Origin of the sequence: Amycolatopsis sp. cmx-4-61, assembly GCF_046548775.1 — a bacterium.
Taxonomy (GTDB): Bacteria; Actinomycetota; Actinomycetes; order Mycobacteriales; family Pseudonocardiaceae; genus Amycolatopsis.
On record NZ_JAEBEI010000002.1, the window covers coordinates 231,225 to 254,913 of the forward strand.

Genomic DNA, 23,689 nt, shown 5'->3' on the forward strand with positions numbered 1-23,689 from the left:
GACGGGGGCCGCGGCACGCCGGCGGATCGGCCGGACTACTTGGCGGAAGCGCGGTTGTGCACGACGGCGCGGTTGTGGACCACGGCGCGGTTGTGGACGACGGCGCGGTTGTGGACCACGGCCCGGTTGTGGACGACGACGGCCGAGGGGCGCTCGAAGCTCGAGATCATGGTTCCTCCTGAAGGGTGTGGAGTGTTTCCCGGTGGCGCCACCGGGTCGGGGTGACGTGAACAAATATGCGATCCGGGTGTGCACCGTGACGTCTTCTGGAATGCGGTGCGCACCCCCGGGTCCATGCGTTCGTCATGGCCGGTGGGGGAAGAGTTCACGGGCCGCGACGGCAAAAGGCCTCCCCGCCGGTGGGGCCGGCGGGGAGGCCTTCTGTCGCTCGGGTGCCCGTCAGGGCGAGCCGGTCACGCCCGGCAGGTGCGGCCGCGGTTCACGCAGTTGACCAGCCCGTTCATGATCCGCTGCGACATCACGTTGGCGAAGTCGTCGTGGTCGGAACCGGGGTTGTGCTTCTCCTGCGGGAAAGCGTCCACTTTGTACTGCTTCTTGACCTGGATGTCGTGCGGGATGTCGTAGGTGAGCGAGATCTGCAGCTGCGGCACGGCCTTGAAGCCCTTGGCGCACCGGCCGGACTGGTCCGGGAACACGATGTGCGTGCGGTGGTTGGCGCTGTCGGTGTTCTTGCCGTCCCAGCAGCTCGGGAACGTGTGGATCCGCTTGACCTTGCTGTTCGGCGGGCAGATCGGGTACTTGTCGGTGACCCGGTTCTCGAAGCCGGTGCACGTCCAGCTCGCCCTGGCGTTCGCGGGCCCGTTGGTCGAGACCTTCGCGTCGCCGTAGAGCACGCGCAGGAAGCGCGGCATCGCCACGACCTTCCCGACCGGGCTGCCGCGGAAGGTGATCTGCACCCGCTGCGGGCGCAGGATCTTGCCGTCGTTGCCCGGCAGCTCGTTGTTCTCGTCCTGCCCGGGCAGCGCGCTCCCGGCCGTGGTGGACGGCGGCGGCGTCGGCGTTCCGGTGTCCTTGCCCGGCTTCGTCGCGCACGGCGCGAGACCGCCGAGGTCGCCCGGCTTCGGCGCGAACCGGCCGATCGCGGTGGCGATCCGGTCGATGATCGCGGCCCGCCGGTCCTTGAGCGGGTTCAGGATCGCGTTGCGCACGAAGTCCGGGCCGCCCTGGCCCTGGGTCGCGGCGATGCGCTGGTTGGCCTCGTCGGCCTGGCCGTCGAGCTGGTCGAGGTTGCTGTCGACCTCGGCCATGGCCTGGTCGGGGATGTCGGTGAGCTTGCTCGCCACGTCCGGGCAGGCGACCTGGACCGTCTTCGCTTCGCGGTCGGCCTGCGCCCGGTCGCCGTCGGGCACCTTGGCGGGCTCGTTCTTCTCCTCCTCGCCGGTGTCGATGCGGACCACGGGCCAGAAGTAGGCGGACTTGTCGCCGTTGCGGCAGGTGGTCCCGGCCTTGAGCAGGCTCTTGTTGTTCGAGTCGGCGTTCGTCGACAGGTTGCCGACGTAGTCGTGCAGGTGCTGGGCGCCGTTGCGGACACCCGGCTGGGCGATGAAGTTGTCCGGGTTGAAGTGCTGGTTTTCGTTGCGGCCGCAGTCGACGGTGAACGTGCCCGTCGACGCGCCGGTGACCGGGCGCGGGTCGAACTGGTTCGGCGCCACCTTCAGGATGTCGACGAAGAAGGCGGGGTTCGCTTCGTCGGCGCTGGCTTCACCGGTGTGGCCGGTGGTCGTCGCGACGACGATGCCGCCGACGGCGATCGCGAGGGCGACGCCGCCGGTCGCGATCTTCGTCCGGCGGGAAAGGCGATGCCGTCCTTGGGTGCGGGACATGGGTGGATCCTCCGGTGTCGGGCTGGCGGGAACGCGCGACACTGAGCGGAACGAGCCCAGGCTCGTCCCGAACAGGCGGGGTTCGGTCACGGGTTCGGTGAGAATGTCGGCACGGAAGCGATATCCGGCTGGTCCACTGACCCGACATCAGTGGTTGCGCGCCCACCTGCCCGTGGCCGCGCCGTCAACCGGCTGGTTATCGTTCCGTTATGGACGCTACACGGGCGCTTGACACCGGGCAAGAAGTTCTTTTCGACCGTTACCTTGCGTCAGGCCGGGTTGGCGTTTCCGTAGTGAAAGGCGCCTTTGACCTGGGGATTGGCCTCTCCGGGCCGGGTCGCGGAAAAAAGTTTGAACCGAACTGAACCGGCAGCCGTATCCCCGGGTGAGACCAGTCGAATGCCCGCAATGCGGAGCCATGGGGAATTGCCGTGAAATGCGGGGAATGGGGACCCGGTTCGCCATTGTGCGCCGGATGCGTCAGGACGTCCCGTCGTGGTCGAGCAGGCTGCGTCGCAGGGTGGCGAGAGCGCGGTGCTGGGCGACCCGGACCGCACCGGCACTGCCGAGGCCGACCGCGATGGCCGTCTCCTCCGCCGTCATGCCCAGGATGATGCGCAGCACCAGGATTTCGCGCTGGCGCGGCGGCAGCGTGTCGAGCAGCCCGGACGACCAGTCGAGGGCCGCCGACCGCTCGGCTTCCTCGCCCGTCGGGTCGCCGGACTCCCGGCCGCCCGCGCGGCCGGCCGGCGGTTCGGCGACCGGGCTGGTGCGGTCGCGCGCCCGGCGCCGGTGGAAGTCCGAAACCTTGTGCGCGGCGATGCCGAAGACGAACGGCAGGAAGCCGCCGGGCTCGTGGCGGTAGCCCGGGAGGGCGCGGACGATCGCGAGCAGCACCTCCTGGGCGCAGTCCTCGGCGTCCGATGAACCGTCCTGCCAGCCGCGCAGCCGGCCCAGGCAGTAGCGGAACACGACCGGCCGCAACGCGCGCAGCAGCCCGGCCACCGCGGCGCGGTTGCCCTGCACCGCCGACCGGACGAGCGCCGGGTCGAGGGAGAACGTCGCCGTGGGGCGGGCACCCTCGGCGGAGTGCGGCGGCATCTCGGCCCTCACTCCCACTTTCGTGAAGATCGCAACGGACCGTCACGACGCTAGGTGACTGCGCGTGGCCGCCGCACCGGCCGGGCGGCCGTCCCGATCCGGGTCTTCCGGCCCTGGTCCACCGCGTCTCGATGTGCGTGTCCCGATGTCCGTGTCCCGAGTGCGTGTCCCGAGTGCGTGTCCCGGCCGCCGGGGACGGCCGGGCCGAACGGCCCTACCGGCGGACCGGCCGCGCCGATCACGCTGGTGGCCGGGATTCCACGGGAGAAAACACAGGGACGCGATGGTGGACGACGTGGGCTTCGGGCTGCTGCTGGACCGGCAGCAGTGCCTCGCCTTGCTCCGGACGGCGAGCCTCGGCCGGGTGATCTACACCCACCGGGCCATGCCGGCGGTGCGGCCGGTGCGCTTCACGGTCGTCGACGACGCCGTGGTGTTCGCCGTCCCGCCCGGGAGTCCCCTGTACGCGGGCGCGCGCGACGCCGTCGTCGCGTTCGAAGCCGACGAGTTCGCCGCGGACACCGGGGCCGGCTGGTACGTCAGCCTGCTGGGCCGCGCCACCGAGTCTGGGGCGGTCGACCTCGGCGAACTCACCTGCCCGTGCCCGGTGCCCGCCCGGCCGGGTCACCGCTTCCTGCGCGTCCCCGCCGAGACCATCAGCGGCCACCGCCTCGCCTGCCACGCGGAGTGATCCGGCGATCGCCGTAACGGACGCGCCGTCGCCATCGACCCACCGGATGGACGAACCGGATTGGGCCGACACGGGCAGTGACCTGTGGGACCCTTGACGGCCCGGGGCAGGCCCGGGATTCCACCGGGAGCCAGCGGGGTCGACGGGACGTGGCGGACGAAATCAGCATGCCGGCGATCCTGGCCGCGGTCGGCGGCATCGCCCGCGAGCTGGAGGTGCCGGCGCTGCTGGACCGCGCGGTGACGGCGACGTGCCGGCTGCTCGGCGCGCGGCGCGGCCGGCTGCGGCTGACCGACGGCGGCACGGCCGAGTACGGGCACGGGGCGCTGGGCGCCGGAGCGGTCGAGCTGGAGGTCCGCGCGGGAACGCAGACGTTCGGGACCCTCACCGTGGAACCCGGCGGGGAGTTCGGCCGCCGGGAGCGCGAGGTGCTCGGCGCGCTCGCCGCGGCCACCGGGATGGCCGTGGAAAAGGCCCTGCTCGTCGACCAGATGCGCCGCCGGGAACGCTGGCTCGAAGCCTCGTACGACGTCACCCGCGCCTTGCTCTCGGCGCAGGACCTGCGGGCCACGCTGCGGCTGGTCGCCGAACGCGCCCGCGTCGTCGCCGGCGGGACGGCCGGCGCGATCGCGCGGCCCGACGGGCCCGGCCGGCTGGTGTTCGACGTCGTCGAGCCGCCGGGCGAGGACGCCGACCGGCTGACCGGCATGACCGTGCCGGCCGAGGGCACGGCCACCGGCATGGCCTTCACCACCCGGCGTCCGGTCGTGGTGCGCGACTACGGCGAACACGTGCAGGAGCAGCAGCGCCACCACCGCGGGCCGATACCGGCGATGGTCAAGGACCTCGACTCGGCGATCTCGGTGCCGCTGATCGTCGGCGAGGAGACCCTCGGGGTCCTGGTGGTGGCGAAGTTCCGCGACCGCTCGCCGTTCACCGACTCCGACGTCCAGCTGGCCGAGACCTTCGCCGGCCACGCCGCGCTGGCCGTCGAGTTCTCCCGGGCGCAGGACGCGCGCCAGCAGCTGGCGGTGTTCTCCGACCGCGACCGGATCGCCCGCGACCTGCACGACCTGGTGATCCAGCGGCTGTTCGCCACCGGGCTCGGGCTGGAGGGGGTGAGCAGGCTGATCGCCGACGCCGGCGTCGCCACGCGCGTGGCCGGGTTCGCCCAGGACCTCGACGGCACGATCCGCGAGATCCGCAACAGCATCTTCTCTCTCCAGGCGCCCGCGCAGGCGCAGGGCAGCCTTCGCGCGGAGCTGCTGCGGGTGGCCGTGGACGCCCGGGACGCGCTCGGCTTCGAGCCGCGCGTCGGCTTCGACGGGCCATTGGACGCCGCGGTGCCGGATGCGGTCCGCTCCGACCTGATCGCGTCGCTGCGGGAAGCGCTGACGAACGTCGCCCGCCACGCCGGGGCGAAGTCGTTGTCCGTCGAGGTCACCGTGGACCGGCTCGGCCGGCGGCTGACGCTCGTGGTGCGCGACGACGGGATCGGCCCGCCCCCGGAGGCGGGCCGGATCAGCGGCCTGGCCAACCTCGCTTCGCGGGCGGCCCGGTGGGGCGGCCACTGCGTGCTGGCGGCGGGCGAGGACGGCGGGGCGCGGCTGGAATGGACGGCGGAGCTGCCGGCGCTGACCGGCGAGCAGGGGAGTGGACGATGACGATCGCGGTGTTCCTGCTGGACGACCACGAGCTGGTCCGGACGGGGCTGAAGACCGTTTTCGAGCCCGAGGCCGACATCGAGGTGGTCGGGGAGGCGGGCACGGCGGCCGAGGCGCTGGTGCGGATCCCGCAGTCCCGCCCGGACGTCGCCGTCCTCGACGTCCGGCTGCCCGACGGCGAAGGCGTGGCGGTGTGCCGGGAGATCCGGTCCACGGTGGACCCGCCGCCCGGCTGCCTGATGCTGACGTCCTATTCGGACGACGAAGCGCTGTTCGGCGCGATCATGGCGGGCGCGGCCGGGTACATGCTCAAGCAGGTCTCCGGCCGGTCGCTCGTCGAGGCCGTCCGCACGGTCGCCGCCGGCGGCTCGCTGCTGGACGCCACGCTCACCGCGTCGGTGATGAACAAGCTGCGCGGTGAGGACGTCGCGGCCGCCGACCCGCGGTACGAGCAGCTGAGCCCGCAGGAGCGGCGGGTGCTGGACCTCGTCGCGGAGGGACTGACCAACCGGCAGATCGCCGAGCGGCTGTTCCTGGCCGAAAAGACGGTGAAGAACTACGTCTCGTCGGTGCTGCACAAGCTCGGCGTCGAGCGGCGCACGTCGGCCGCGGTGTACATGTCCCAGCGGCGCGCCGAACCGGGCCGATCGGGCTGACTTCCCGCCTGTTCGGACGAAACCGGTGGGTCGTCCGATGTATCCCGCCGCCGATGCAGTACACCTGTCGGGTGACGCACGAAGTGTGTGCGCGACAGAGGGGACGACATGGCGGGGTTGTCGGGCGGGGACTACGTCACGCGGCAGATCCGGGCACTCGCGGACGCGGTGCGCCGCGAGGGGCCGGGCGGCGTCGGGACGCACAGCTTCCAGCTGGCGGAGCACTTGGCGGCGGAGGGAGGCGTCCACCGCGGCGACATCATGACGGCGACGGCGACGCTCCTGGCGATGACGGCGTGGTGCGACGGCGAGGCGGAGGCGGCCCGCCGCTTCGCCGAACGCGCGGGCGAGCACGACGAGGAGTCCCGGGAGCTGGTGACGCACCTGCTCCGCCTGGAGGCGGGAGTGGACCGTGGCTGGCTCCCGCAGGAGCAGGTCGAGGCGCTGCTGGAGTACGCCCGCCGAGAGCGCCGGGGCGACCTGGCGACGAAGGTGCGGGCGCTCGTGGGCGCCCGGCGCGGGCGGCACCGGCGGGACGATTAGGACGGTCCACGGGGACGCAGCCGGCTGCGTCCCCGTGGACCGGCGTTCGGAGGACGCTAGTCCGTGAGCGGCCGGGCCGGGTCGGCGAGCCGGTCCGGGTCCACCGTGCGTCCACTGAGGATCAGTTCGCGCACCGCGTCGAGGCCGTCGTCCCACTTGTTCACGTGCAGGCCCGCGACCACCCGGCCGCCGGTCAGCCAGAACGCGTGGAACGCCTCGGCGTCGCCGCGGGTGACGACGCGGTCGTACCCGCCCGGCGGGAACCAGCCCGTGAACTCCATGCCCACGTCGTACTGGTCGGAGAAGAAGTACGGCAGGTCGTCGTGGACCACCTCGTGGCCGAGCATCGCGCGGGCCGCCGCCGGGCCGCCGTTCGTCGCCGCCGCCCAGTGCTCCACGCGGATCCGGCGGCCGTAGCGCTCCTGCCACACGCTCGCCACGTCGCCCGCGGCGAAGACGTCCGGGTCCTCGGTGCGCAGGCCCGCGTCCACGACGACCCCGTCGTCGACGGCCAGGCCCGCGTCGGCGGCCAGCTGCGTCTCCGGCCGGGCGCCGATGCCGACGACGACCACGTCGGCCGGGATCTCGCCGCCGTCGTCGGTCCGCACCGCCGAAACCGCGGAATCGCCCGCGAACCCGATCACGCCGGTGCCGAACCGCAGTTCGACGCCGTGCCGGCGGTGCAGGTCGGCGAAGAACCCGCCGAGCTCCGGCCCGAGGGTGGCGTGCAGCGGAGCGGGTGCCGGCTCGACGATCGTCACCGGGCAGCCGTGGTGCCGCGCGGCCGCGGCGGTCTCCAGGCCGATCCAGCCGGCCCCGGCCACGACGACCCGGCCGCCGGCGGCCAGCGCGTCGCGCAGCCGGTCCGCGTGCGCGAGCCGGCGCAGGTAGTGGACGCCGTCGAGGTCGTTGCCGGGCACCCGCAGCCGCCGCGGGGACGCCCCGGTCGCCAGCAGCAGTTTCGTGTAGCCGAGGCGCTCGCCGCCGGCCAGTTCGACCTCGTGCGCCGCCCGGTCGAGCGCCGTGACGCGCCGGCCGGTCAGCACCTCGATGCCCTTGTCGGCGTACCACTTCTCGTCGTGGACGAACACCGACGCGCGCTCGTCCTGGCCGAGCAGGTAGCCCTTCGACAGCGGCGGCCGCTCGTAGGGCAGGTCCGGTTCGGCGCCGGCGATGACGATCCGCCCGCCGAACCCCTCGGCGCGCAGGGTCTCCGCGGCTTTGGCGGCGGTCAGCCCGCCGCCGGCGACGACGAACGTGTCCATCAGGCGCTCACTCCGGTGAGCGCGAAGAACTCCTGCCGCGTCTTGGGTTCCTCGCGCAGCAGGCCGTGCAGCGACGACGTCACGGTCAGCGCGCCGCTCGCCCGCACCCCGCGCAGGGACATGCACAGGTGCTCGGCCTCGATCACCACGCCGACGCCCTTGGGTGCCAGGTGCTCCTGCAGCCAGTCCGCGACCTGCTTGGTCAGCCGCTCCTGCACCTGCAGGTCGCGCGCGAACATCTCGACGACGCGGGCGAGCTTCGACAGGCCGAGGATCCGCTCGCCGGGCAGGTAGCCGACGTGCGCGACGCCGCGGAAGGGCAGCAGGTGGTGCTCGCACAGCGACTGCACGGGGATGCTCTTCGCCAGCACGAGCTCGTCGTAGCCCTCGTCGTTGGGGAACGTCGTGAGCTGGAAGTCGCGCGGCTGGAGCATTTCCGCGTAGGCGTGGGCCACCCGGCGCGGCGTGTCGCCGAGGTGCTCCGACGACGGGTCCTTCCCGAGGGCCCGCAGCAGGTCGGCGACCGCGCGCTCGGCCGCGCGCAGGTCGACGGCGTCGCGGGTGTGGACGACACCGAGGTGCCGCAGCGGGACCGGGGCGCTGACGGGTTCGACGCTCACGAGGTGCCTCCTTCTAAAATCAAGTTGAGCTGACGCTAGAAGGCGCGAGGGGTTTTCGTCAACAGTGATTTGTCTTAGAGTGCGATGATGCAGGAATCGCAAGCGGTGGCCGCGGTCGCGGCGTTGGACGAGCCGACCCGCCGCCGGTTGTACGAGTACGTGGTCCGCTGTCCCGAGCCGGTCAGCCGCGACGACGTCGCCGAGGCCCTCGGCGTGGCCCGGGCGACGGTCGCGTTCCACCTCGACCGGCTGGTGGAGGAGCGGCTGCTGGCCGTGGGCCACGAGCGCCGGACCGGCCGCAGCGGGCCCGGCGCGGGCCGGCCGGCGAAGCTGTACCGCCGGTCGGACCGGCAGGTGAGCGTGTCCCTGCCCGAACGCCAGTACGAGCTGGCGGGCGGGCTGCTGGCGGCCGCGGTGGAGGAGGCCGACGAAACCGGCGGTGCACCGCGCGAGATCCTGGCCCGCCGCGCCCGCGAGCGCGGCGCGGAACTCGCCGCGGACGCGCCCGACATCGTGGGAACGCTTGAACGGAACGGCTTCGAGCCCCGCCTCGAGGACGGCGAGGTGCTGCTGGCGAACTGCCCGTTCCACCGGCTGGCCCAGGCCCACACGCGGCTGGTGTGCGAAATGAACCTGGGCCTGGTCGAGGGCATGCTCGAGAAGGTGGGCGGCGGCCTGCGGGCCCGGCTGGACCCGCACCCGGGCTTCTGCTGCGTACGCGTCGCCCGAGACTGAGCCCGACCGCCGGCCCCAAGCGCCCCAAGGCCACATTGGGGCGCTTGAGACTGGAGGGCTACTTCGGCGGGACTTCACCAAGGCGTCCGGTCACCGCCGTCCTGATCGCGCTCGCGCCCAGTTCCGTGCCCGGCTTCAGCCACGGCTGCTCCGGCTCCGAGCCCGCGATCGTGCGCTCGCCGATGAACCCGCCCGTCACCGGGTCGATGATCAGCTGCCGGATCTCGTGCCGGTCGTCCAGGCCGAGCGCGACACCCGTGCGGCCGTCGAGGTTCGTCGAAGCCGCCAGCACCTTGATGCCCGGGATCTTCGCCAGGGCCCGGTACCACTGCGCCCGCAGCTTGGCCGGCATCTGGCCCGCGCGGAGGATTTCGGTGCCGAAGTGGAACATCACCGACGGCGTCGAGCCGCGGGCCTTCGTCAGCTGCTGCAGCTTCGCGTACAGCGCCGCCGGGTCCGGCGGCAGGGCCGCGTAGAACGCCGGGCTGTCCCAGTCGGCCGGGTCGCCGCACTTCTTCGGCGGCTTGGCCTTCGGGAAGAAGTCGCCGCAGCGGCCCTGCCACCGGCCCTGGTCGGTGTCCGTGATCTCCGGCTCGGGGGCCTGCTCCCGCGGCACCGACCCGCCGAGGAACTTCCCGGTGTTCAGGATCTTGCGCGTCTCCTGCCAGACGTCGTGCTCGTCCGCCGGGATCCAGCGGTCGACCTCCTGCTCCCACAGGTAGGTGTAGCCGGTGCTGTCCCCGGTCTGGACGCCGCGCTGCACCCACGTGTGCTCGGCGATGTACCGGAACTGCCCCGGCCCGACGGGCTGGTCGGCCGCGCCGACGGTCAGGTCCGCGGCCCGGGTCAGCACCTGCACCGCCGACATCAGCCGGACGTCGGGCGCCGCCGACGTCGGGACCGGGGCGGGCGCCGGCGGTCCGGCGGCCGGGCCGGGCGCCGGCGCCGGCGGGCGCTGCTGGGCGACGACCGTCACCGCCACCGCCGTCACACCCGCCACGGCGGCCGCGACCGGCAGCGCGAACCGGCGCGCGCGCTTCGGGCGCAGGGGGAGCACCGTGCCGGCGTCGAGTTCGGCCAGCAGCCGGGCGCGGGCCGCGGACAGGTCGGCCGGGGCGGTGCGGGCGTCGCGGTGGAGCAGCTCGAGGGTTTCGTCGAGCTCGTTCATGACTGGTTCTCCTCGGTGGGGACGAGCTGGGCCTGGAGGCGGTGGCGCACGCGGTGCAGGCGCGAGCGCACCGTGCTCGCGGGCACGCCGAGCGCCTCGGCCACTTCGGCCGGTTCGAGACCGGCCCAGGACGTGAGCAGCAGGACGTCGCGGTCCTGTTCGGACAGTGCGGCGAGCCCGGCCGCGAGCACGCGCCGCCGCGCCGCCGCGTCGACCCGGCCCGCGACCGCCGTGTCGTGGTTTTCGGCCGGGCGGTCCTCGGCACCGGCTTTGGCGGTCAGCTGGAACCCGCGCACCTCCTGGCGCACGTGGTTGCGCAGCAGGTTGGTGGCGATGCCGTAGAGCCAGCCGCGGATCGGGGCCTGCTCGGGGTCGTAGCTCGCCCGTCTTCGCAGCGCGACGACGAACGTCTCCGCCACGAGGTCGTCGGCGACGTGCACGCCCACCCGCCCCGCGAGGTACCCGCGCAGGGGAGGGGCGTACTCGTCGAAGAGCCGCGCGAAGATCTCCTTCGGATCCCGTGCGGCGAGGTCGGGCCGGTCCAGCCGTTCGACGATTCTGGTCACGGTACTGGTTGTCGTGGTCCGCTGCCCGCGTCCCCGCTCGGGCGGCCGGATGAGACGCACGCCACATTCCCCGAACAGCCGGCCCCCGTACGGACAACAGCGGGTATGCACAGGGCAACCGCGCTGCTGGTCGCCGGGACCTGCGCCGCCGCCGTGGCGGCGACGCTGGTGGTGGCCGCGGCGGTGCGGCCACCGAGCCCGCCCGGACCACAGGGCCCCGCCGGGCCGGCGCCGACCACGAGCGTGGCGACGACGGCGACCTCGGCCCCGTCGGAACGACCCCGGGCGACTCGTCTCCGCGGCGGCACTGAGCCGGTCCCGCGATCGCCACCGCACCGGTCGGCTCGCCTGTTACCGGGCCCGCGGCCGAGTCCGGCCACGGGAGCGACACCGCGGCCAACCTCCTGCGTAACCCCTGGCACGTCCGCGGCGCCCGGATCGTCACCGCACGCCGCAGGCACGTCGCCAGCTGAGCCGGAAACCCGGGTACACCCCCACGCCACCGGCCCGCGCGCGGCGGCCGGTACGCCGTGGCCGTGTCGGTCCGCGAGGTGCGCGCCGTAGGCCGGGGGCGGCTTGTGGCGGCCGCTATGCCGAGGCCGTGTCGGTTCGCGAGGTGCGCGTCGTAGGCCGGGGGCGGCTTGTGGCGGCCGCTATGCCGAGGCCGTGTCGGTTCGCGAGGTGCGCGTCGTAGGCCGGGGGCGGCTTGTGGCGGCCGCTACGCCGCTGCCGTGCCGGTCCGCGAGGTGCGCGTCGTAGGCCGGTGGACCGGCTTGCGGCGGCCCATACGCCGCGACCGTGCCGATCCGCGAGGTGCGCGCCGTGAGCCGGGGGTCGGCTTGCGGTGGCCGCGACGCCGTGGCCGCGCCGGTCCGCGGCGTGAGCCGGGTGGGCGTCGGCTTGTGGCGGCCGCCACGCCGGAACCGGCCCGCCGGGTGTCGCCGCGGGCCGGGTGAAGGCACCCAGTGCGTCGCCGCAGTCCTGAAAGCGCCTTCTGATCCGCTCGGCCGGGCCGGACGCGGCGCGGGACGTCCGGAAAGCGCCGGTTCGGCGGTACCGTTCCGGGGGTGAGACGGTACGACGTGGAGGGGGCCAGGGTGGTGGACCGGGCGAAGCCGGGGGAGCAGACGAGGACCTCTCCGCCGGCGCCGCGGCAGCCGAGCCTGGCCGACGTCGCCGGCATGGCGGGTGTCTCGCACATGACCGTTTCGCGCGTGGTCAACGAGAGCGGGCCGGTGCGGCCGGAAACCCGCGAGCGGGTGCTCGCCGCCGTGCAGAAGCTGGGGTACCGGCCCAACACCGCCGCGCGGGCGCTCGTCACCGGCCGGTCCGGCACGCTCGGGGTCGTCGCGCTCGAGTCCAACCTCTACGGGCCCGCGAGCACCCTCTACGGCATCGAGAACGCCGCCCGCGAGGCCGGCTACGGCGTGGCGATCTGCAGCGTGACGCGGCCGGGCCGGACGTCGATCGGCGACGCCGTGGAGAGCCTGCGGCGGCAGGCGGTGGAGGGGATCGTCGTGATCGCCCCGCACGTCACGGCCGGCCGCGCGCTCGATGCGGCGCCTTCGGACATCCCCCTGGTCGCGGTGGGCGGCGGCGATGCGGCCCCGGTACCGGTGATCTCGGTCGACCAGTACGACGGCGCCCGCCGCGCCACCGAGCACCTGCTGTCCCTCGGCCACCGGACGGTCTGGCACCTGGCCGGGCCGGAAGACTGGCTGGAGGCCCGCGACCGGGAGCGGGGCTGGCGCGAAACCCTGGAGGGCCGCGGGCTGCGCGTGCCGGCGGTCGTGCGCGGCGACTGGAGCCCGCGGTCGGGGTACGAGGCGGGCCGGGCGCTGGTGGGCAAGCGCGGGCTCAAGGCGGTGTTTTCGGCCAACGACCAGATGGCGCTGGGCCTGCTGCGCGCGTTCACCGAGGCGGGCATCCGGGTGCCGGAGGACGTGCACGTGGCGGGATTCGACGACGTGCCGGAAGCCGAGTACTTCACGCCCCCGCTGACGACGGTCCGCCAGGACTTCATCGAGGTCGGCCGGCGCACGTTCGGGCTCCTGGAAGAGCGCATGGCGGGCGGGGACGCCCGGGCCCGGCACCTGGTGGCGGCGGAACTGGTGATCCGGGAGAGCACCCGTCCCCGCTGACGCGGTGCCTGTCCCGTCGTTGACAAAAGCCGCAGCGAATGGGGCAGCGGAGGACATTTCCCGCAGATGTTAGCGCTAACAATACCTCGGCACTGATCCATCTTGGTGTTGTATCTTGACGACTTCTGTGCGGTCGACAAAGGTTCGTGTTCGATTGTGGTCCCCGCCGCTTCAGGAGGCCCCCGCATGCGCTCCCGCCGCCGTCGCCGGACGCTGTTCACCGTCCTGCTTTCCGCCCTGTTCGCCCTCGCCGGGGTCGCCGTCCCGCAGGCCGCCTCCGCGTCGCCGGCGCCGCCGCCGCGCGCGACGCACAGCGTCACCTACGACGGCTACTCGTTCCTGGTCGACGGGAAGCGGACCTACCTGTGGTCCGGAGAGTTCCACTCCTACCGGCTGCCGAGCCCCGACCTGTGGCTCGACATCTTCCAGAAGATGAAGGCCGCCGGCTTCAACGCGACCTCGCTGTACTTCGACTGGGGCTACCACTCGCCGCGGCAGGGCGTCTACGACTTCAGCGGCGTGCGGGACCTCGACAAGCTCCTCGACGCGGCGCAGCAGGCCGGGCTCTACGTGATCGCGCGGCCCGGCCCGTACATCAACGCCGAGGTCGACGGCGGCGGCTTCCCGACCTGGCTGTCGACCACGCCCGGCCACACCCGCAGCGCCGACCCGGTCTACCTGAAGTACTCCGACGAGTGGCAGACGCAGATCGACCGGATCATCGCGCGCCACCAGCTCACGAACGGCACCGGCAGCGTGCTGGCCTACCAGGTCGAAAACGAGTACTACAACGGCAACGCCGACGGCCGCGCCTACATGCAGCACCTGGAGGACAAGGCCCGCGCCGACGGCATCACCGTCCCGCTGGTCGGCAACAACAACGGCACCTTCAACGCCGGTGCCGCCGCCCTCGACGTCGACGCCGCCGACTCCTACCCTCAGGGCTTCGACTGCTCGAACCCCACGCGCTGGAACGGCGTGCCGGACATCAGCTACGACCACGTCCCCGGCAAGCCGCTGATCACCGCGGAGTTCCAGGGCGGCGCCTTCGACCCGTGGGGCGGCCCCGGCTACGACAAGTGCGCCCAGCTGATCAACGACCAGTTCGCGAACGTCTTCTACAAGCAGAACATCGCCGTCGGCGCCACCGGCCAGAGCTTCTACATGCTGCACGGCGGCACGTCCTGGGGCTGGAGCGCGATCCCGCAGAACTACACCTCCTACGACTACGGCGCGGCGATCACCGAAGGCCGCCAGTTCGACCCGAAGTACGCCGAAGACAAGCTGATCGGTTACTTCACCCAGTCCGTCGCCCCGCTGACCAAGACCGACGGGCTCGCGGCCGCCCCGCTGACCGATCCGGCGCTCACCGACACCGCCCGGATCAACCCTGACACGCGCACGCAGTTCCACACCCTGCGCCACAGCGACTCGACGTCCACCGCGACGAACACCACGAGCGTCGCGCTCGACCTGGCCGCGCACGCCGGCTACACCTACGACGACCGCGCCGCCGAGGTCGGCTACACCGGCGCCTGGAGCCACGTCGGGCCCGAGGTGAACTACACCGGCGGGGACTACCAGCACACGGAATCCTTCTCCGACACCACCGGTGACAGCGTCAGCGTGCCCTTCACCGGTACCGGGATCCGCTGGGTGACCTCGAAGGACGGCAACCACGGCGTCGCCGACGTCTACCTCGACGACGCGAAGGTGACTTCCGTCGACCTCTACGCGGCGAGCAAGCAGAACCAGGTCACCGGCTACGAGGTCCGCGGCCTGCCCGCCGGTGCGCACACGCTGAAGATCGTCGTCTCCGGGCAGCAGAACGCCGCGGCCACCGGGTCCTTCGTCGTGGTCGACGCCGTCGACCTGCTGTCCGGCAGCGCCGACTACTACCCGGTCGTGCCGCAGCAGCCCGGCACCGGCATCACGCTGAACGGGCGGCAGTCGAAGATCCTCGTCGCCGGCTACGACCTCGGCGCCACCCGGATGCAGTACTCGACGTCGGAGATCATGACCGGTGCGGCCATCGGCGACCGGGACGTCGCGGTGCTCTACGGCGATCACGGCGGGCCGGGGGAGACCGTCCTGCGGTTCGCGAAGCAGCCGGCCGTGCAGGTCCTCGGCGGTGCGGCGACGAGCACCTGGGACGCCGCCCGCGGCGACCTGCGGCTGAACTACACCCACGACGGCCTGGCGCGTGTGCTCGTCACCGCGCCCGGCGCGCGGCCGCTGCTCCTGCTGCTGGCGGACAAGGCGACGGCGGCGACGTTCTGGCGCCAGGACACCGCGACCGGCCCGGTGCTGGTCCGCGGCACCCACCTGGTGCGGACCGCGGCCGAGCAGTACGGCGTGCTTTCGCTGACCGGCGACACCGGCACCGACGGCGCGTTCGAGGTCTTCGGCACGGCCAAGGCGGTGCTGTGGAACGGTTCCTGGGTGCCGGTCAAGCCGACGGCCGGCGGCGGCCTCGCCGGGACGGCGCCGACCGCGCAAGCCGTCACCCTGCCCGCGCTGACCGGCTGGAAGCACCAGCAGGAATCGCCGGAGAGCCGGCCCGGCTTCGACGACTCGGCGTGGCCGGTGGCGGACAAGGACACCACCAACAGCTCGACCGCACTCGGCACGAAACCGGTCCTCTTCGCCGACGACTACGGCTTCCACACCGGCAACACGTGGTACCGCGGGCACTTCACCGGTGACGGGAAGCAGACAGGGATCACCCTGGCGAGCCAGAGCGGCGGCCCGGCGGGCGCGTTCTCGGCGTGGCTCAACGGCGTCTTCCTCGGCAGCTCGACGAGTCCGCAGCACACGTTCCCGTTCCCGGCCGGTGCCCTGAAGCCGGGCGACAACGAGATCTCCGTGCTGACGGTGAACATGGGCCACGAAGAGGACTACGGCGCCAACAACGGCAACAAGGCGGCCCGCGGGCTCACCGCGGCCCGGCTGACCGGCACCCCGCTGACGTCGGTGACCTGGCGGCTGCAGGGCGTCCGCGGCGGCGAGACCGGCCTGGACCCGGTGCGCGGCCCGCTCAACACCGGCGGCCTCTACGGCGAGCGCGCGGGCTGGTCGCTGCCCGGCTTCCCCGACCGCGGCTGGACACCGGCGTCACTGCCGGCGAAGGACACCACCCCCGGTGTCTCGTGGTACCGCACGACCGCGGACCTCGACCTGCCGCGTGGCCAGGACACCTCGCTCGGGCTGACCATCACCGACGACCCGGCGCGGCAGTACCGCGCGCTGATCTTCGTCAACGGCTGGCAGCTCGGCCAGTACGTCAACTACCTCGGGCCGCAGCACAGCTTCCCGATCCCGAACGGCATCCTCAACCCGAACGGGCGCAACACGATCGCCGTCGCCGTGTGGAACCTCGACGGCAGCACCGGCGGCCTCGGCACCATCGCCTGGACGAACTACGGCAGCTACCGCTCGCCGCTCGCCGTCCGGCAGAACGCCTCGCCCGGCTACGACCCCGTGCGGTACGCGATGCCGCCGGCGCCCACGGCCGGGGTGACGCTCACCGCGCCGGACACGGCGTCGGGCGGCCAGGCGTTCACGGCGTCGGCCACGGTCGCGGTGCCCGCCGGGGCGCCGCCCGCCTTCGACGTCAAGCCGGCGCTCACCGCGCCGGCCGGGTGGACGGTCGGTGCCGCGTCGCCGGCTTCGGTCCCGCGGATCGACGGCGGGAAGTCGGCGACGTTCTCCTGGACCGTGACGCCGCCCTCCACAGTGGACACCGCGGCACTGAAGGTCGCGGTGGCGTACCGGCAGGCGGGCCACGCGGGTTCGGTGACCGGGGAACGCATCGTGGGCGCGGTGCCCCCGGCGCCGCCCGCGGGACAGGTGGCGGTCAGCTCGCTGCCGTTCCTCACCGCCACGAACGGGTGGGGCCCGGTCGAACGCGATACGAGCAACGGCGAAGCTAACGCGGGCGACGGCAAGCCGATGACCATCGGCGGGGTGTCCTACGCGAAGGGACTCGGCACCCACGCGGCGAGCGACGTCCAGCTCTACCTGGCGGGCTCGTGCACCCGGCTGACGGCCTCGGTGGGCGTCGACGGCGAAACCGGCACCGGCGGCAGCGTGAGCTTCAGCGTGGCGGTGGACGGCACGACGAAGGTGACGACGCCGGTGGTCCGCGGCGGGCAGGCGGCGGTCCCGATCGACGTCGACGTCACCGGCGCCCAGGTGCTGGACCTGCTGGTGGGCGACGGCGGGGACGGCAACGGCAACGACCACGCGGACTGGGCGGTGCCGACGCTGACCTGCGTCACGCCGCCCGCGCGGTGACTGCGGGCACCGGCCGGAGGAAGGAGGTGGCGCGGGCACCCCGCCGTTCGCGCCACAGGTGGTACAGGGCGAGCCCGAAGACCGCCGAGCCGAGGACGTTCGTGGCGAAGTGCCAGTAGCCGACCTGGGCGACGTGCTCCTGGACCGCCGGACGTCTTCCGTTGTGCGCCGGAAACCGGAAAACGGTTGCGGGTCAATGGTTTTCGGCTCGGGCGAGAACGAGCCGGGCGGCTAGGGCGGCGATCACCGCGCTGGACAGAAGCGCCGTCACCAGCCGGCCCCGGCGTCCGGTCAGGACCCGGCCCAGGAGGGCGCCGCCGCCGGCGAGTGCCGCTTGCCAGCTCGCCGAGGCGGCGAACGCGGCGAGCACGAACACCGCCTGGTCGAGCGCCGGCACCGCGGTGCCGGCGCGGCCGCCGACCACCAGCGCGGTGAAGTAGACGACCGTGGCCGGGTTGACGAGCGTGATGGCCAGCAGGCTGACATACGCGCGGCCCGGGGCCAGCGGCGTCACCGGCCGCGTGGCCGGGGCGCGGTGGGAACGCAGCGCGCGCACGGCGCCGTGGACCGCGAGCACGAGCAGGACGGCCGCCGAGACCAGCCGCAGCGGGACGGCGACCGGGGCGATGACCCCGGCGATCGCCGCGCCGCCGAGCACGGCCACCAGTGCGTACACCCCGTCCGCCGTCGCGACGCCGAGGGCCGCGGCCAGCCCGGTCCGCAGCGACGTGCGGGCGGTGAGGGCCACCAGGTACGTCCCCACGGCGCCGACCGGGATCGCGATGCCGTAGCCGGCGACCAGGCCGGCGAGCAGCGCCGCGCTCACGGGGCAGCGACGATCGACCCCCGCGGACGGCCGGGCTGCTGCTGGACCGGCGCGGTGGTCGCGGCGACGGTCGGCAGGAGCGGGGTGCGATACGTGGTCATGCGCAGATCGTGACGGCGGCGGGCGGGGGAGGCAACCGGATTTTCCAGCCGGTGGGCTCGGGCCAGCTGTGCTTGAATCGCCCCGGAGGGAGGCACGCGAGCGAGAGAGGGCTTTCACGATGCGGGTCGACCTGAGCGGCAGGACGGCACTGGTCACCGGATCCACCCAGGGCATCGGCGCGGCGATCGCGGCGGGTCTCGCGGCCGCGGGTGCGCGCGTCGCCGTCAACGGCCGGAGTGAGACCGGCGTCCACAAGGCGATCGCGCGGCTGCGCGAAGACGTGCCGGACGCGGACTTCCTGCCCGCGCCGGGCGACGTCTCCGAAGAAGCCGGCGCGGCCCAGGTCGTCGAAGAGGTGCCGGACGCCGACATCCTGGTCAACAACCTCGGCATCTTCGGCGCCCAGGAGCCCCTGGACATCACCGATGCCGACTGGCGGCACTACTTCGAGGTCAACGTCCTGGCCGCGGTGCGGCTCACCCGCGCGTACCTGCCGGGCATGACCGACCGGGGCTGGGGCCGGATCCAGTACATCGCCAGCGATTCCGCGATCGTCATCCCGGCCGAGATGATCCACTATGGAGTGTCGAAGACGGCGTTGCTCGGCGTGTCCCGCGGGTTCGCCAAGCACGCGGCGGGCACCGGCGTCACGGTCAACGCCGTGATCGCCGGCCCGACGCACACCGGCGGGGTGGAGGACTTCGTCTACGAGCTCGTCGACAGGGACCTGCCGTGGGAGCAGGCCCAGCGCGAGTTCATGAAGAAGCACCGCCCGCAGTCGCTGCTGCAGCGCCTGATCGAGCCGGAGGAGATCGCGCACCTGGTGGTGTACCTGAGTTCGCCGTTCGCCTCGGCGACGACGGGTGCGGCGGTCCGCGTGGACGGCGGGTACGTCGACGCGATCGTGCCGTGAACCGGCGCCGCCCGGCCTGACCACCCCGCCCGGCGTGCTCCGGAGCGGGCAAGACCTCCGCCGGCTTCGGGACGGAATCGGGACATTTCTGGTTCACACCTGTCGAACACCCCCGACGAACCGGCGATCTTCCCCGGACAGAGTGACCGGGGTGCGCATCCGGCGCACCCGGCACCCGGAGGAGACCGATGGCCCGTACCCGCATCCCACCCGTCGCCGGGGGGCTCGCCGCCGCTGTGGCCGTGGTGGCCGCCGCTGCCTGCTGGGTCGTCTTCCCGCCCGAGACCGCCGGGCGCGCGGTCGCCGCCCGGCCCGTTGCCGACCTGCGGCTGCCGTGGCCCGGCGAAGGGCAGGCGAGCGCCGAAGTGCAGAACCTCGGGTCGCTCGGCAGCCGGGGTGAGCGGCAGCCCGTGCCGATCGCCAGCCTCACCAAGGTCATGACCGCCTACGTCGTGCTCAAGGACCACCCCCTCGGCCCCGGCGAGGCCGGCCCGGAGATCACCGTCGACGAGCAGGCCGAGACCGAGTCCACCTCGGCCGAGGAGTCGACCGCGCCCGTGCGCGCGGGTCGCCGGTTCAGCGAACGGGACCTGCTCGCCCTCATGCTCGTCCCGTCCGGCAACAACGTCGCCCGGCTGCTCGCCCGCTGGGACGCCGGCAACCAGGACGCCTTCGTCGCGAAGATGAACCGCGAAGCCGCGGCGCTCGGCATGACCGGCACCACCTACACCGGCGCCAGCGGCGTCGAGGACTCGACGACCAGCACCGCCACCGACCAGCTGCGGCTGGCCCGCGAGGTGATGAAGCACCCCGTCATCCGTGCGATCGCCGCCACCCCGAGCCTGCGCATCGACGGCGTGCCCGGCACCGTCGTCAACACGAACACGCTGCTCGGCCGCAACGGCGTCATCGGGCTCAAGACCGGTTCGTCGACCGCCGCCGGGGGTGCCCTGATGTGGGCCGCCCGCGCGCACGACGGCGCGCTGATCCTCGGCGTCGTCCTGCACCAGAACCCGGGCGGGACGCCGGCGGCCGGGCTGCGGGCCGCGCTCGACACCAGCGAGAAGCTCATCGCCGGCATCCAGCGGGAACTGCCGGCGGCCACCCGGTGACCACCACGACCGAACGGCCCGGCAAGCACAGTACGTGGCGCCGCGGCCGCGTCATCGCCGTCTTCGCCGTCCTGACGGCGGTGCTGCTGCTCGCGCACCCGCTCGTGCCCAACCGGGTGGGCAACGCCGGCAGCCTGCTGGAGACGTTCCTGCCGTGGACCGGGCTGCTCGTCCTGCCGCTGCTCGCCGCGGCCCTGGTCCGGCGCTCGGCGTTCGCCCTCGTTTCCCTCCTCCTGCCGTCGCTGGTCTGGGGCGGGTTCTTCGGGACGAGGCTGGTGGACAAGCGGGAGCCCGGCGTCGACCTCACGGTCGTCTCGCACAACGTCAACGACGAGAACCCCGACCCGGCGGGCACCGCCCGCGCCCTCGCCGCCGCGCGCGCCCAGGTGATCGCGCTCGAGGAGCTGAAGAAGGCCGAGGTCCCGAGGTACGAAGACGCCCTCGCCGCGGCCTACCCGTACCACTCCGTCCAGGGCACCGTCGGGATCTGGAGCACCTTCCCGCTGCGGGACACGCAGCCGGTGGCGATCATGCCGTGGACCCGTGCCTTACGGTCTACTGTGGACACTCCGAAGGGCCCGGTGGCCGTCTTCGTGGCCCACCTGCCTTCGGTGCGCGTGCGCCTCGGCGCGGGGTTCACCGCGGTCGGCCGCGACGAGGCGATGAGCCTGCTGGCGGCCGCCGTCGCCGCGGAATCCGCACCGCGGACCGTCCTCGTCGGTGATTTCAACGGCACCGCCGACGACCGGGCGCTCGCGCCGATCACCGCGCGGCTGCGGAGCGCGCAGGACGAGGCGGGCGACGGCTTCGGCTTCACCTGGCCCGCGGGACTGCCCCTGGCCCGGATCGACCAGGTCTTCGTTTCCGGGGTGCGGCCGCTGGCGGCCTGGACCCTGACCGCGACCGGCAGCGATCACCTGCCGGTCGCCGCCACCGTGGCGTTCTGACACCGCGGTCCGGAGCCGTCGAAGGTGTGTGGTAGACGCCCCGGGGAACCGGCGAACATGCCGTTGAACACCGGCCCGTGCTGACGGGCGGTGAATTTCAAACGACGCTCCGCGCAGGTCGCGCCGGGAAAGGCAGCGTCAGGGGAGTGTGAAGGGCACGTGACTAGACCGTTACGCGACCCGGGGTTGACCCCGTGGGTGTTATCGCTAACACTAACTCCTCGTCGTCACCGGAACAGGTGACGCAGACCATGTCGGAGCGGACGGAAGGGGACGCCGGTGGCCGAACGACCCCGCTCCGGCGGACCCGTGAAGACGACCGCGGCCGGGACGCGCCAGCCGAGCCTGACCGACGTCGCGGGTGTGGCGGGCGTGTCCCACATGACCGTGTCCCGGGTGATCAACGGGACCGGTCCGGTGCGCCCCGAAACCCGGGCCCGGGTGCTCGCGGCGATCGAGGAACTGGGCTACCGGCCCAATTCCGCGGCCCGGGCGCTGGTCACCGGGCGGACCGGCACCCTCGGTGTCGTCGCGCTCGAGTCCAATCTGTACGGTCCGGCCAGCACGCTGTACGGCATCGAGAACGCCGCCCGGGAAGCCGGGTACGCGATCACGATCTCGAGTGTCAGCCGGCCGGGCCGGTCGTCGATCGCCGACGCGGTGGAGAACCTGCGCCGCCAGGCGGTCGAGGGTGTCATCGTGATCGCCCCGCACGTCAGTGCGGGCCGGGCCCTGGAAGCCGCCCCGGCGGACTTCCCGGTCGTCGCGGTCGGCGGCGGGGAGGCGGCGCCGGTGCCGGTCATCTCCGTCGACCAGCGCGACGGTGCCCGCCGGGCCACCGAACACCTCCTGGCGCTGGGACACCGCACGGTGTGGCACATCGCCGGCCCGGAGGACTGGCTGGAGGCCCGCGACCGCGAGCTCGGCTGGCGGGAAACCCTGGAGCGCCACGGCGTCGGGGCCCCGCGGGTGATCCGCGGCGACTGGAGCTCGCGGTCGGGCTACGAGGCGGGGCGATCCCTCGCCAAGGAAACCGATTTGGACGCCGTCTTCGCCGGCAACGACCAGATGGCACTGGGCTTGCTGCGCGCGTTCGCCGAAGCGGGCATCTCGGTGCCGCGGGACGTGCGCGTGGCGGGCTTCGACGACGTCCCCGAGGCGGCGTACTTCACGCCGCCGCTGACGACGGTGCGCCAGGACTTCATCGAAGTCGGACGGCGTACGTTCGGCCTGCTGGCCGGGCGGATGGACGGAGGCGACCGGCACGCGCGCGCCCTGGTCGTCCCCGAGTTGATCGTGCGCGAGAGCACCGGGCCGCGGTAGCGCGGCGGGCCGGCGCGGGCCGGGTGGTCCCGAGGGATTGTTAGCGCTAACAGAAGACTTTGCTCCACCGGTTTTTCCCGAAGTTCCCAACACAGGTTTTCCCACAGATCACCGTCGATCGAGGAGTGAACGTGCTGAAGAAGCGATGGGCCGCCGCCGCGGCCGCGGCGGCCGGACTGGTGCTGCTCACCGCCTGCGGGAGTGGCGGTTCGTCCGGCGGTTCGGGCGGGGCCATCACGCTCGGCTTCGCCCAGGTGGGCGCCGAGAGCGGCTGGCGGACGGCGAACACCAAGTCGATCCAGGAGTCGGCCAAGACGGCCGGGATCGAGCTCAAGTTCTCCGACGCGCAGCAGAAGCAGGAGAACCAGATCTCCGCCATCCGCTCGTACATCCAGCAGAAGGTCAAGGTCATCGCCTTCTCGCCGGTCGTCGAGTCCGGCTGGGACACCGTGCTCAAGGAGGCGAAGAACGCCAACATCCCGGTCATCCTGACCGACCGCGCCATCGACTCGCCGGACAAGTCGCTCTACAAGACCTTCCTCGGCTCCGACTTCGTCGCCGAGGGCAAGAAGGCGGGGGAGTGGCTGACCAAGGAGTTCGCGAGCGCCACCGGCCAGGTCAACATCGTCGAGCTGCAGGGCACCACGGGCTCGGCGCCGGCGAACGACCGCAAGAAGGGCTTCGGCGACGTCATCGCCGCGGACCCGAAGTACAAGATCGTCGCCTCGCAGACCGGTGAGTTCACCCGCGCCAAGGGCAAGGAGGTCATGGAGGCCTTCCTGAAGTCCCAGCCGAAGATCGACGTCCTCTACGCCCACAACGACGACATGGCCCTCGGCGCCATCGAGGCCATCGAGGCCGCGGGCAAGGTCCCGGGCAAGGACATCAAGATCGTCTCGGTCGACGGCGTCAAGGACGCGCTGACGGCGCTGGCCGACGGCAAGATCAACCACGTCGTCGAGTGCAACCCGCTCCTCGGCCCGCAGCTGATGGACCTGGTGAAGAAGGTCTCCGCCGGCGAGCAGGTGCCCGCCCGCATCGAGACCCAGGAGACCGAGTTCGACCAGGCGTCGGCCAAGGCCGCGCTGCCGCAGCGCCAGTACTGACAACCAGGTCGTGGTGGCGAGGCGGGTCCCGCCCGCCTCGCCACCACCACCTCCGCGTCCACCCCGGAGC

General features: G+C 72.9%; 20 protein-coding genes and 1 pseudogene. 12 read left to right on the forward strand and 9 right to left on the reverse strand.

Annotation, left to right across the window (positions count from 1 at the left end; translation table 11 throughout):
- Positions 1-35: 35 nt before the first annotated feature.
- The 3 genes from ACLJOU_RS09570 to ACLJOU_RS09580 all read right to left on the reverse strand — a co-directional run bounded on the left by ACLJOU_RS09570 (position 36) and on the right by ACLJOU_RS09580 (position 2,945).
- The gene (locus ACLJOU_RS09570) at positions 36-170 is read right to left on the reverse strand and encodes a hypothetical protein (RefSeq protein ID WP_255482016.1); all 135 of its coding nucleotides are present in this window, start codon (positions 168-170) and stop codon (positions 36-38) included.
- A gap of 243 nt (positions 171-413) precedes the next feature.
- Complete coding sequence (locus ACLJOU_RS09575) at positions 414-1,844, reverse strand: DUF1996 domain-containing protein (protein WP_410565288.1); 1,431 nt, start codon at positions 1,842-1,844, stop codon at positions 414-416.
- 480 nt (positions 1,845-2,324) lie between these two features.
- Complete coding sequence (locus ACLJOU_RS09580; RefSeq protein ID WP_410566672.1) at positions 2,325-2,945, reverse strand: sigma-70 family RNA polymerase sigma factor; 621 nt, start codon at positions 2,943-2,945, stop codon at positions 2,325-2,327.
- A 283-nt stretch (positions 2,946-3,228) separates the two neighbouring features.
- On the opposite strand from ACLJOU_RS09580, the gene ACLJOU_RS09585 reads away from it, so the two are divergent.
- The 4 genes from ACLJOU_RS09585 to ACLJOU_RS09600 all read left to right on the forward strand — a co-directional run bounded on the left by ACLJOU_RS09585 (position 3,229) and on the right by ACLJOU_RS09600 (position 6,499).
- Positions 3,229-3,636: a pyridoxamine 5'-phosphate oxidase family protein gene (locus tag ACLJOU_RS09585; RefSeq protein ID WP_410565291.1), complete on the forward strand. Its 408-nt coding sequence runs from the start codon at positions 3,229-3,231 to the stop codon at positions 3,634-3,636.
- 167 nt (positions 3,637-3,803) lie between these two features.
- Positions 3,804-5,300 carry a GAF domain-containing sensor histidine kinase gene (locus ACLJOU_RS09590; protein WP_410566673.1) on the forward strand — a complete coding sequence of 499 codons (1,497 nt, stop codon included), beginning with the start codon at positions 3,804-3,806 and terminating at the stop codon, positions 5,298-5,300.
- A complete protein-coding gene (locus ACLJOU_RS09595) occupies positions 5,297-5,956 on the forward strand; it encodes a response regulator (protein WP_410565293.1) in 660 nt (219 codons plus the stop codon). The genes ACLJOU_RS09590 and ACLJOU_RS09595 overlap by 4 nt, the downstream gene beginning before the upstream one ends.
- A 108-nt stretch (positions 5,957-6,064) precedes the next feature.
- Positions 6,065-6,499, forward strand: coding sequence for a hypothetical protein (locus ACLJOU_RS09600; RefSeq protein WP_410565294.1), 435 nt, complete (start codon positions 6,065-6,067; stop codon positions 6,497-6,499).
- 56 nt (positions 6,500-6,555) lie between these two features.
- On the opposite strand, the gene ACLJOU_RS09605 is transcribed toward ACLJOU_RS09600, so the two are convergent.
- Positions 6,556-7,764, reverse strand: coding sequence for an NAD(P)/FAD-dependent oxidoreductase (locus ACLJOU_RS09605; protein ID WP_410565296.1), 1,209 nt, complete (start codon positions 7,762-7,764; stop codon positions 6,556-6,558).
- The gene (folE, locus tag ACLJOU_RS09610; protein ID WP_410565297.1) at positions 7,764-8,384 is read right to left on the reverse strand and encodes a GTP cyclohydrolase I FolE; all 621 of its coding nucleotides are present in this window, start codon (positions 8,382-8,384) and stop codon (positions 7,764-7,766) included. The genes ACLJOU_RS09605 and folE overlap by 1 nt, the downstream gene beginning before the upstream one ends.
- 84 nt (positions 8,385-8,468) lie before the next feature.
- Here folE and ACLJOU_RS09615 point away from each other — a divergent pair, with 84 nt between their 5' ends.
- The gene (locus ACLJOU_RS09615) at positions 8,469-9,119 is read left to right on the forward strand and encodes a helix-turn-helix transcriptional regulator (protein WP_410565299.1); all 651 of its coding nucleotides are present in this window, start codon (positions 8,469-8,471) and stop codon (positions 9,117-9,119) included.
- A 58-nt stretch (positions 9,120-9,177) separates the two neighbouring features.
- On the opposite strand, the gene ACLJOU_RS09620 is transcribed toward ACLJOU_RS09615, so the two are convergent.
- Together ACLJOU_RS09620 and ACLJOU_RS09625 are read right to left on the reverse strand one after the other, a co-directional pair.
- On the reverse strand, positions 9,178-10,287 hold the full coding sequence (locus ACLJOU_RS09620) for a CU044_5270 family protein (RefSeq protein WP_410565302.1): 1,110 nt from the start codon (positions 10,285-10,287) through the stop codon (positions 9,178-9,180).
- The gene (locus tag ACLJOU_RS09625) at positions 10,284-10,853 is read right to left on the reverse strand and encodes an RNA polymerase sigma factor (RefSeq protein ID WP_410565305.1); all 570 of its coding nucleotides are present in this window, start codon (positions 10,851-10,853) and stop codon (positions 10,284-10,286) included. The genes ACLJOU_RS09620 and ACLJOU_RS09625 overlap by 4 nt, the downstream gene beginning before the upstream one ends.
- A gap of 1,097 nt (positions 10,854-11,950) precedes the next feature.
- On the opposite strand from ACLJOU_RS09625, the gene ACLJOU_RS09630 reads away from it, so the two are divergent.
- Entirely contained in the window at positions 11,951-12,994 is a 1,044-nt protein-coding gene (locus ACLJOU_RS09630) for a LacI family DNA-binding transcriptional regulator (RefSeq protein WP_410566675.1), read from the forward strand.
- 186 nt (positions 12,995-13,180) lie between these two features.
- Positions 13,181-17,290, forward strand: coding sequence for a beta-galactosidase (locus tag ACLJOU_RS09635; RefSeq protein WP_410565307.1), 4,110 nt, complete (start codon positions 13,181-13,183; stop codon positions 17,288-17,290).
- On the opposite strand, the pseudogene ACLJOU_RS09640 reads toward ACLJOU_RS09635, so the two are convergent.
- A pseudogene (locus ACLJOU_RS09640) lies at positions 17,271-17,396 on the reverse strand (DUF6008 family protein); the annotation flags it as partial. The gene ACLJOU_RS09635 and the pseudogene ACLJOU_RS09640 sit on opposite strands and share 20 nt — an antisense overlap.
- An 87-nt stretch (positions 17,397-17,483) precedes the next feature.
- Positions 17,484-18,116, reverse strand: coding sequence for a LysE family transporter (locus ACLJOU_RS09645; RefSeq protein ID WP_410565309.1), 633 nt, complete (start codon positions 18,114-18,116; stop codon positions 17,484-17,486).
- A gap of 220 nt (positions 18,117-18,336) precedes the next feature.
- On the opposite strand from ACLJOU_RS09645, the gene ACLJOU_RS09650 reads away from it, so the two are divergent.
- The 5 genes from ACLJOU_RS09650 (at position 18,337) to ACLJOU_RS09670 (ending at position 23,619) form a co-directional block, all read left to right on the forward strand.
- Positions 18,337-19,131 (forward strand): SDR family NAD(P)-dependent oxidoreductase, encoded by a 795-nt coding sequence (locus ACLJOU_RS09650; protein ID WP_410565312.1) that lies wholly within the window; start codon positions 18,337-18,339, stop codon positions 19,129-19,131.
- Between the two features lie 188 nt (positions 19,132-19,319).
- On the forward strand, positions 19,320-20,243 hold the full coding sequence (locus ACLJOU_RS09655) for a D-alanyl-D-alanine carboxypeptidase family protein (protein ID WP_410565315.1): 924 nt from the start codon (positions 19,320-19,322) through the stop codon (positions 20,241-20,243).
- On the forward strand, positions 20,240-21,190 hold the full coding sequence (locus ACLJOU_RS09660; RefSeq protein ID WP_410565318.1) for an endonuclease/exonuclease/phosphatase family protein: 951 nt from the start codon (positions 20,240-20,242) through the stop codon (positions 21,188-21,190). The genes ACLJOU_RS09655 and ACLJOU_RS09660 overlap by 4 nt, the downstream gene beginning before the upstream one ends.
- A gap of 279 nt (positions 21,191-21,469) precedes the next feature.
- Positions 21,470-22,513: a LacI family DNA-binding transcriptional regulator gene (locus tag ACLJOU_RS09665; protein ID WP_410565320.1), complete on the forward strand. Its 1,044-nt coding sequence runs from the start codon at positions 21,470-21,472 to the stop codon at positions 22,511-22,513.
- Positions 22,514-22,638: 125 nt separating this feature from the next.
- Positions 22,639-23,619, forward strand: a complete 981-nt coding sequence (locus ACLJOU_RS09670) for an ABC transporter substrate-binding protein (protein ID WP_364269434.1) — start codon at positions 22,639-22,641, stop codon at positions 23,617-23,619.
- Positions 23,620-23,689: the final 70 nt, after the last annotated feature.

Excerpts from the sequence above, each read along its gene's own strand:
- ACLJOU_RS09575 (WP_410565288.1), bottom strand. The coding sequence starts at position 1,844 with ATGTCCCGCACCCAAGGACGGCATCGCCTTTCCCGCCGGACGAAGATC.
- ACLJOU_RS09635 (WP_410565307.1), top strand. The coding sequence starts at position 13,181 with ATGCGCTCCCGCCGCCGTCGCCGGACGCTGTTCACCGTCCTGCTTTCC.
- ACLJOU_RS09650 (WP_410565312.1), top strand. The coding sequence starts at position 18,337 with ATGCGGGTCGACCTGAGCGGCAGGACGGCACTGGTCACCGGATCCACC.
- ACLJOU_RS09585 (WP_410565291.1), top strand. The coding sequence starts at position 3,229 with ATGGTGGACGACGTGGGCTTCGGGCTGCTGCTGGACCGGCAGCAGTGC.
- ACLJOU_RS09655 (WP_410565315.1), top strand. The coding sequence starts at position 19,320 with ATGGCCCGTACCCGCATCCCACCCGTCGCCGGGGGGCTCGCCGCCGCT.
- ACLJOU_RS09615 (WP_410565299.1), top strand. The coding sequence starts at position 8,469 with ATGATGCAGGAATCGCAAGCGGTGGCCGCGGTCGCGGCGTTGGACGAG.
- ACLJOU_RS09590 (WP_410566673.1), top strand. The coding sequence starts at position 3,804 with ATGCCGGCGATCCTGGCCGCGGTCGGCGGCATCGCCCGCGAGCTGGAG.
- ACLJOU_RS09595 (WP_410565293.1), top strand. The coding sequence starts at position 5,297 with ATGACGATCGCGGTGTTCCTGCTGGACGACCACGAGCTGGTCCGGACG.
- ACLJOU_RS09620 (WP_410565302.1), bottom strand. The coding sequence starts at position 10,287 with ATGAACGAGCTCGACGAAACCCTCGAGCTGCTCCACCGCGACGCCCGC.
- ACLJOU_RS09580 (WP_410566672.1), bottom strand. The coding sequence starts at position 2,945 with ATGCCGCCGCACTCCGCCGAGGGTGCCCGCCCCACGGCGACGTTCTCC.
- ACLJOU_RS09600 (WP_410565294.1), top strand. The coding sequence starts at position 6,065 with ATGGCGGGGTTGTCGGGCGGGGACTACGTCACGCGGCAGATCCGGGCA.
- ACLJOU_RS09605 (WP_410565296.1), bottom strand. The coding sequence starts at position 7,764 with ATGGACACGTTCGTCGTCGCCGGCGGCGGGCTGACCGCCGCCAAAGCC.
- ACLJOU_RS09570 (WP_255482016.1), bottom strand. The coding sequence starts at position 170 with ATGATCTCGAGCTTCGAGCGCCCCTCGGCCGTCGTCGTCCACAACCGG.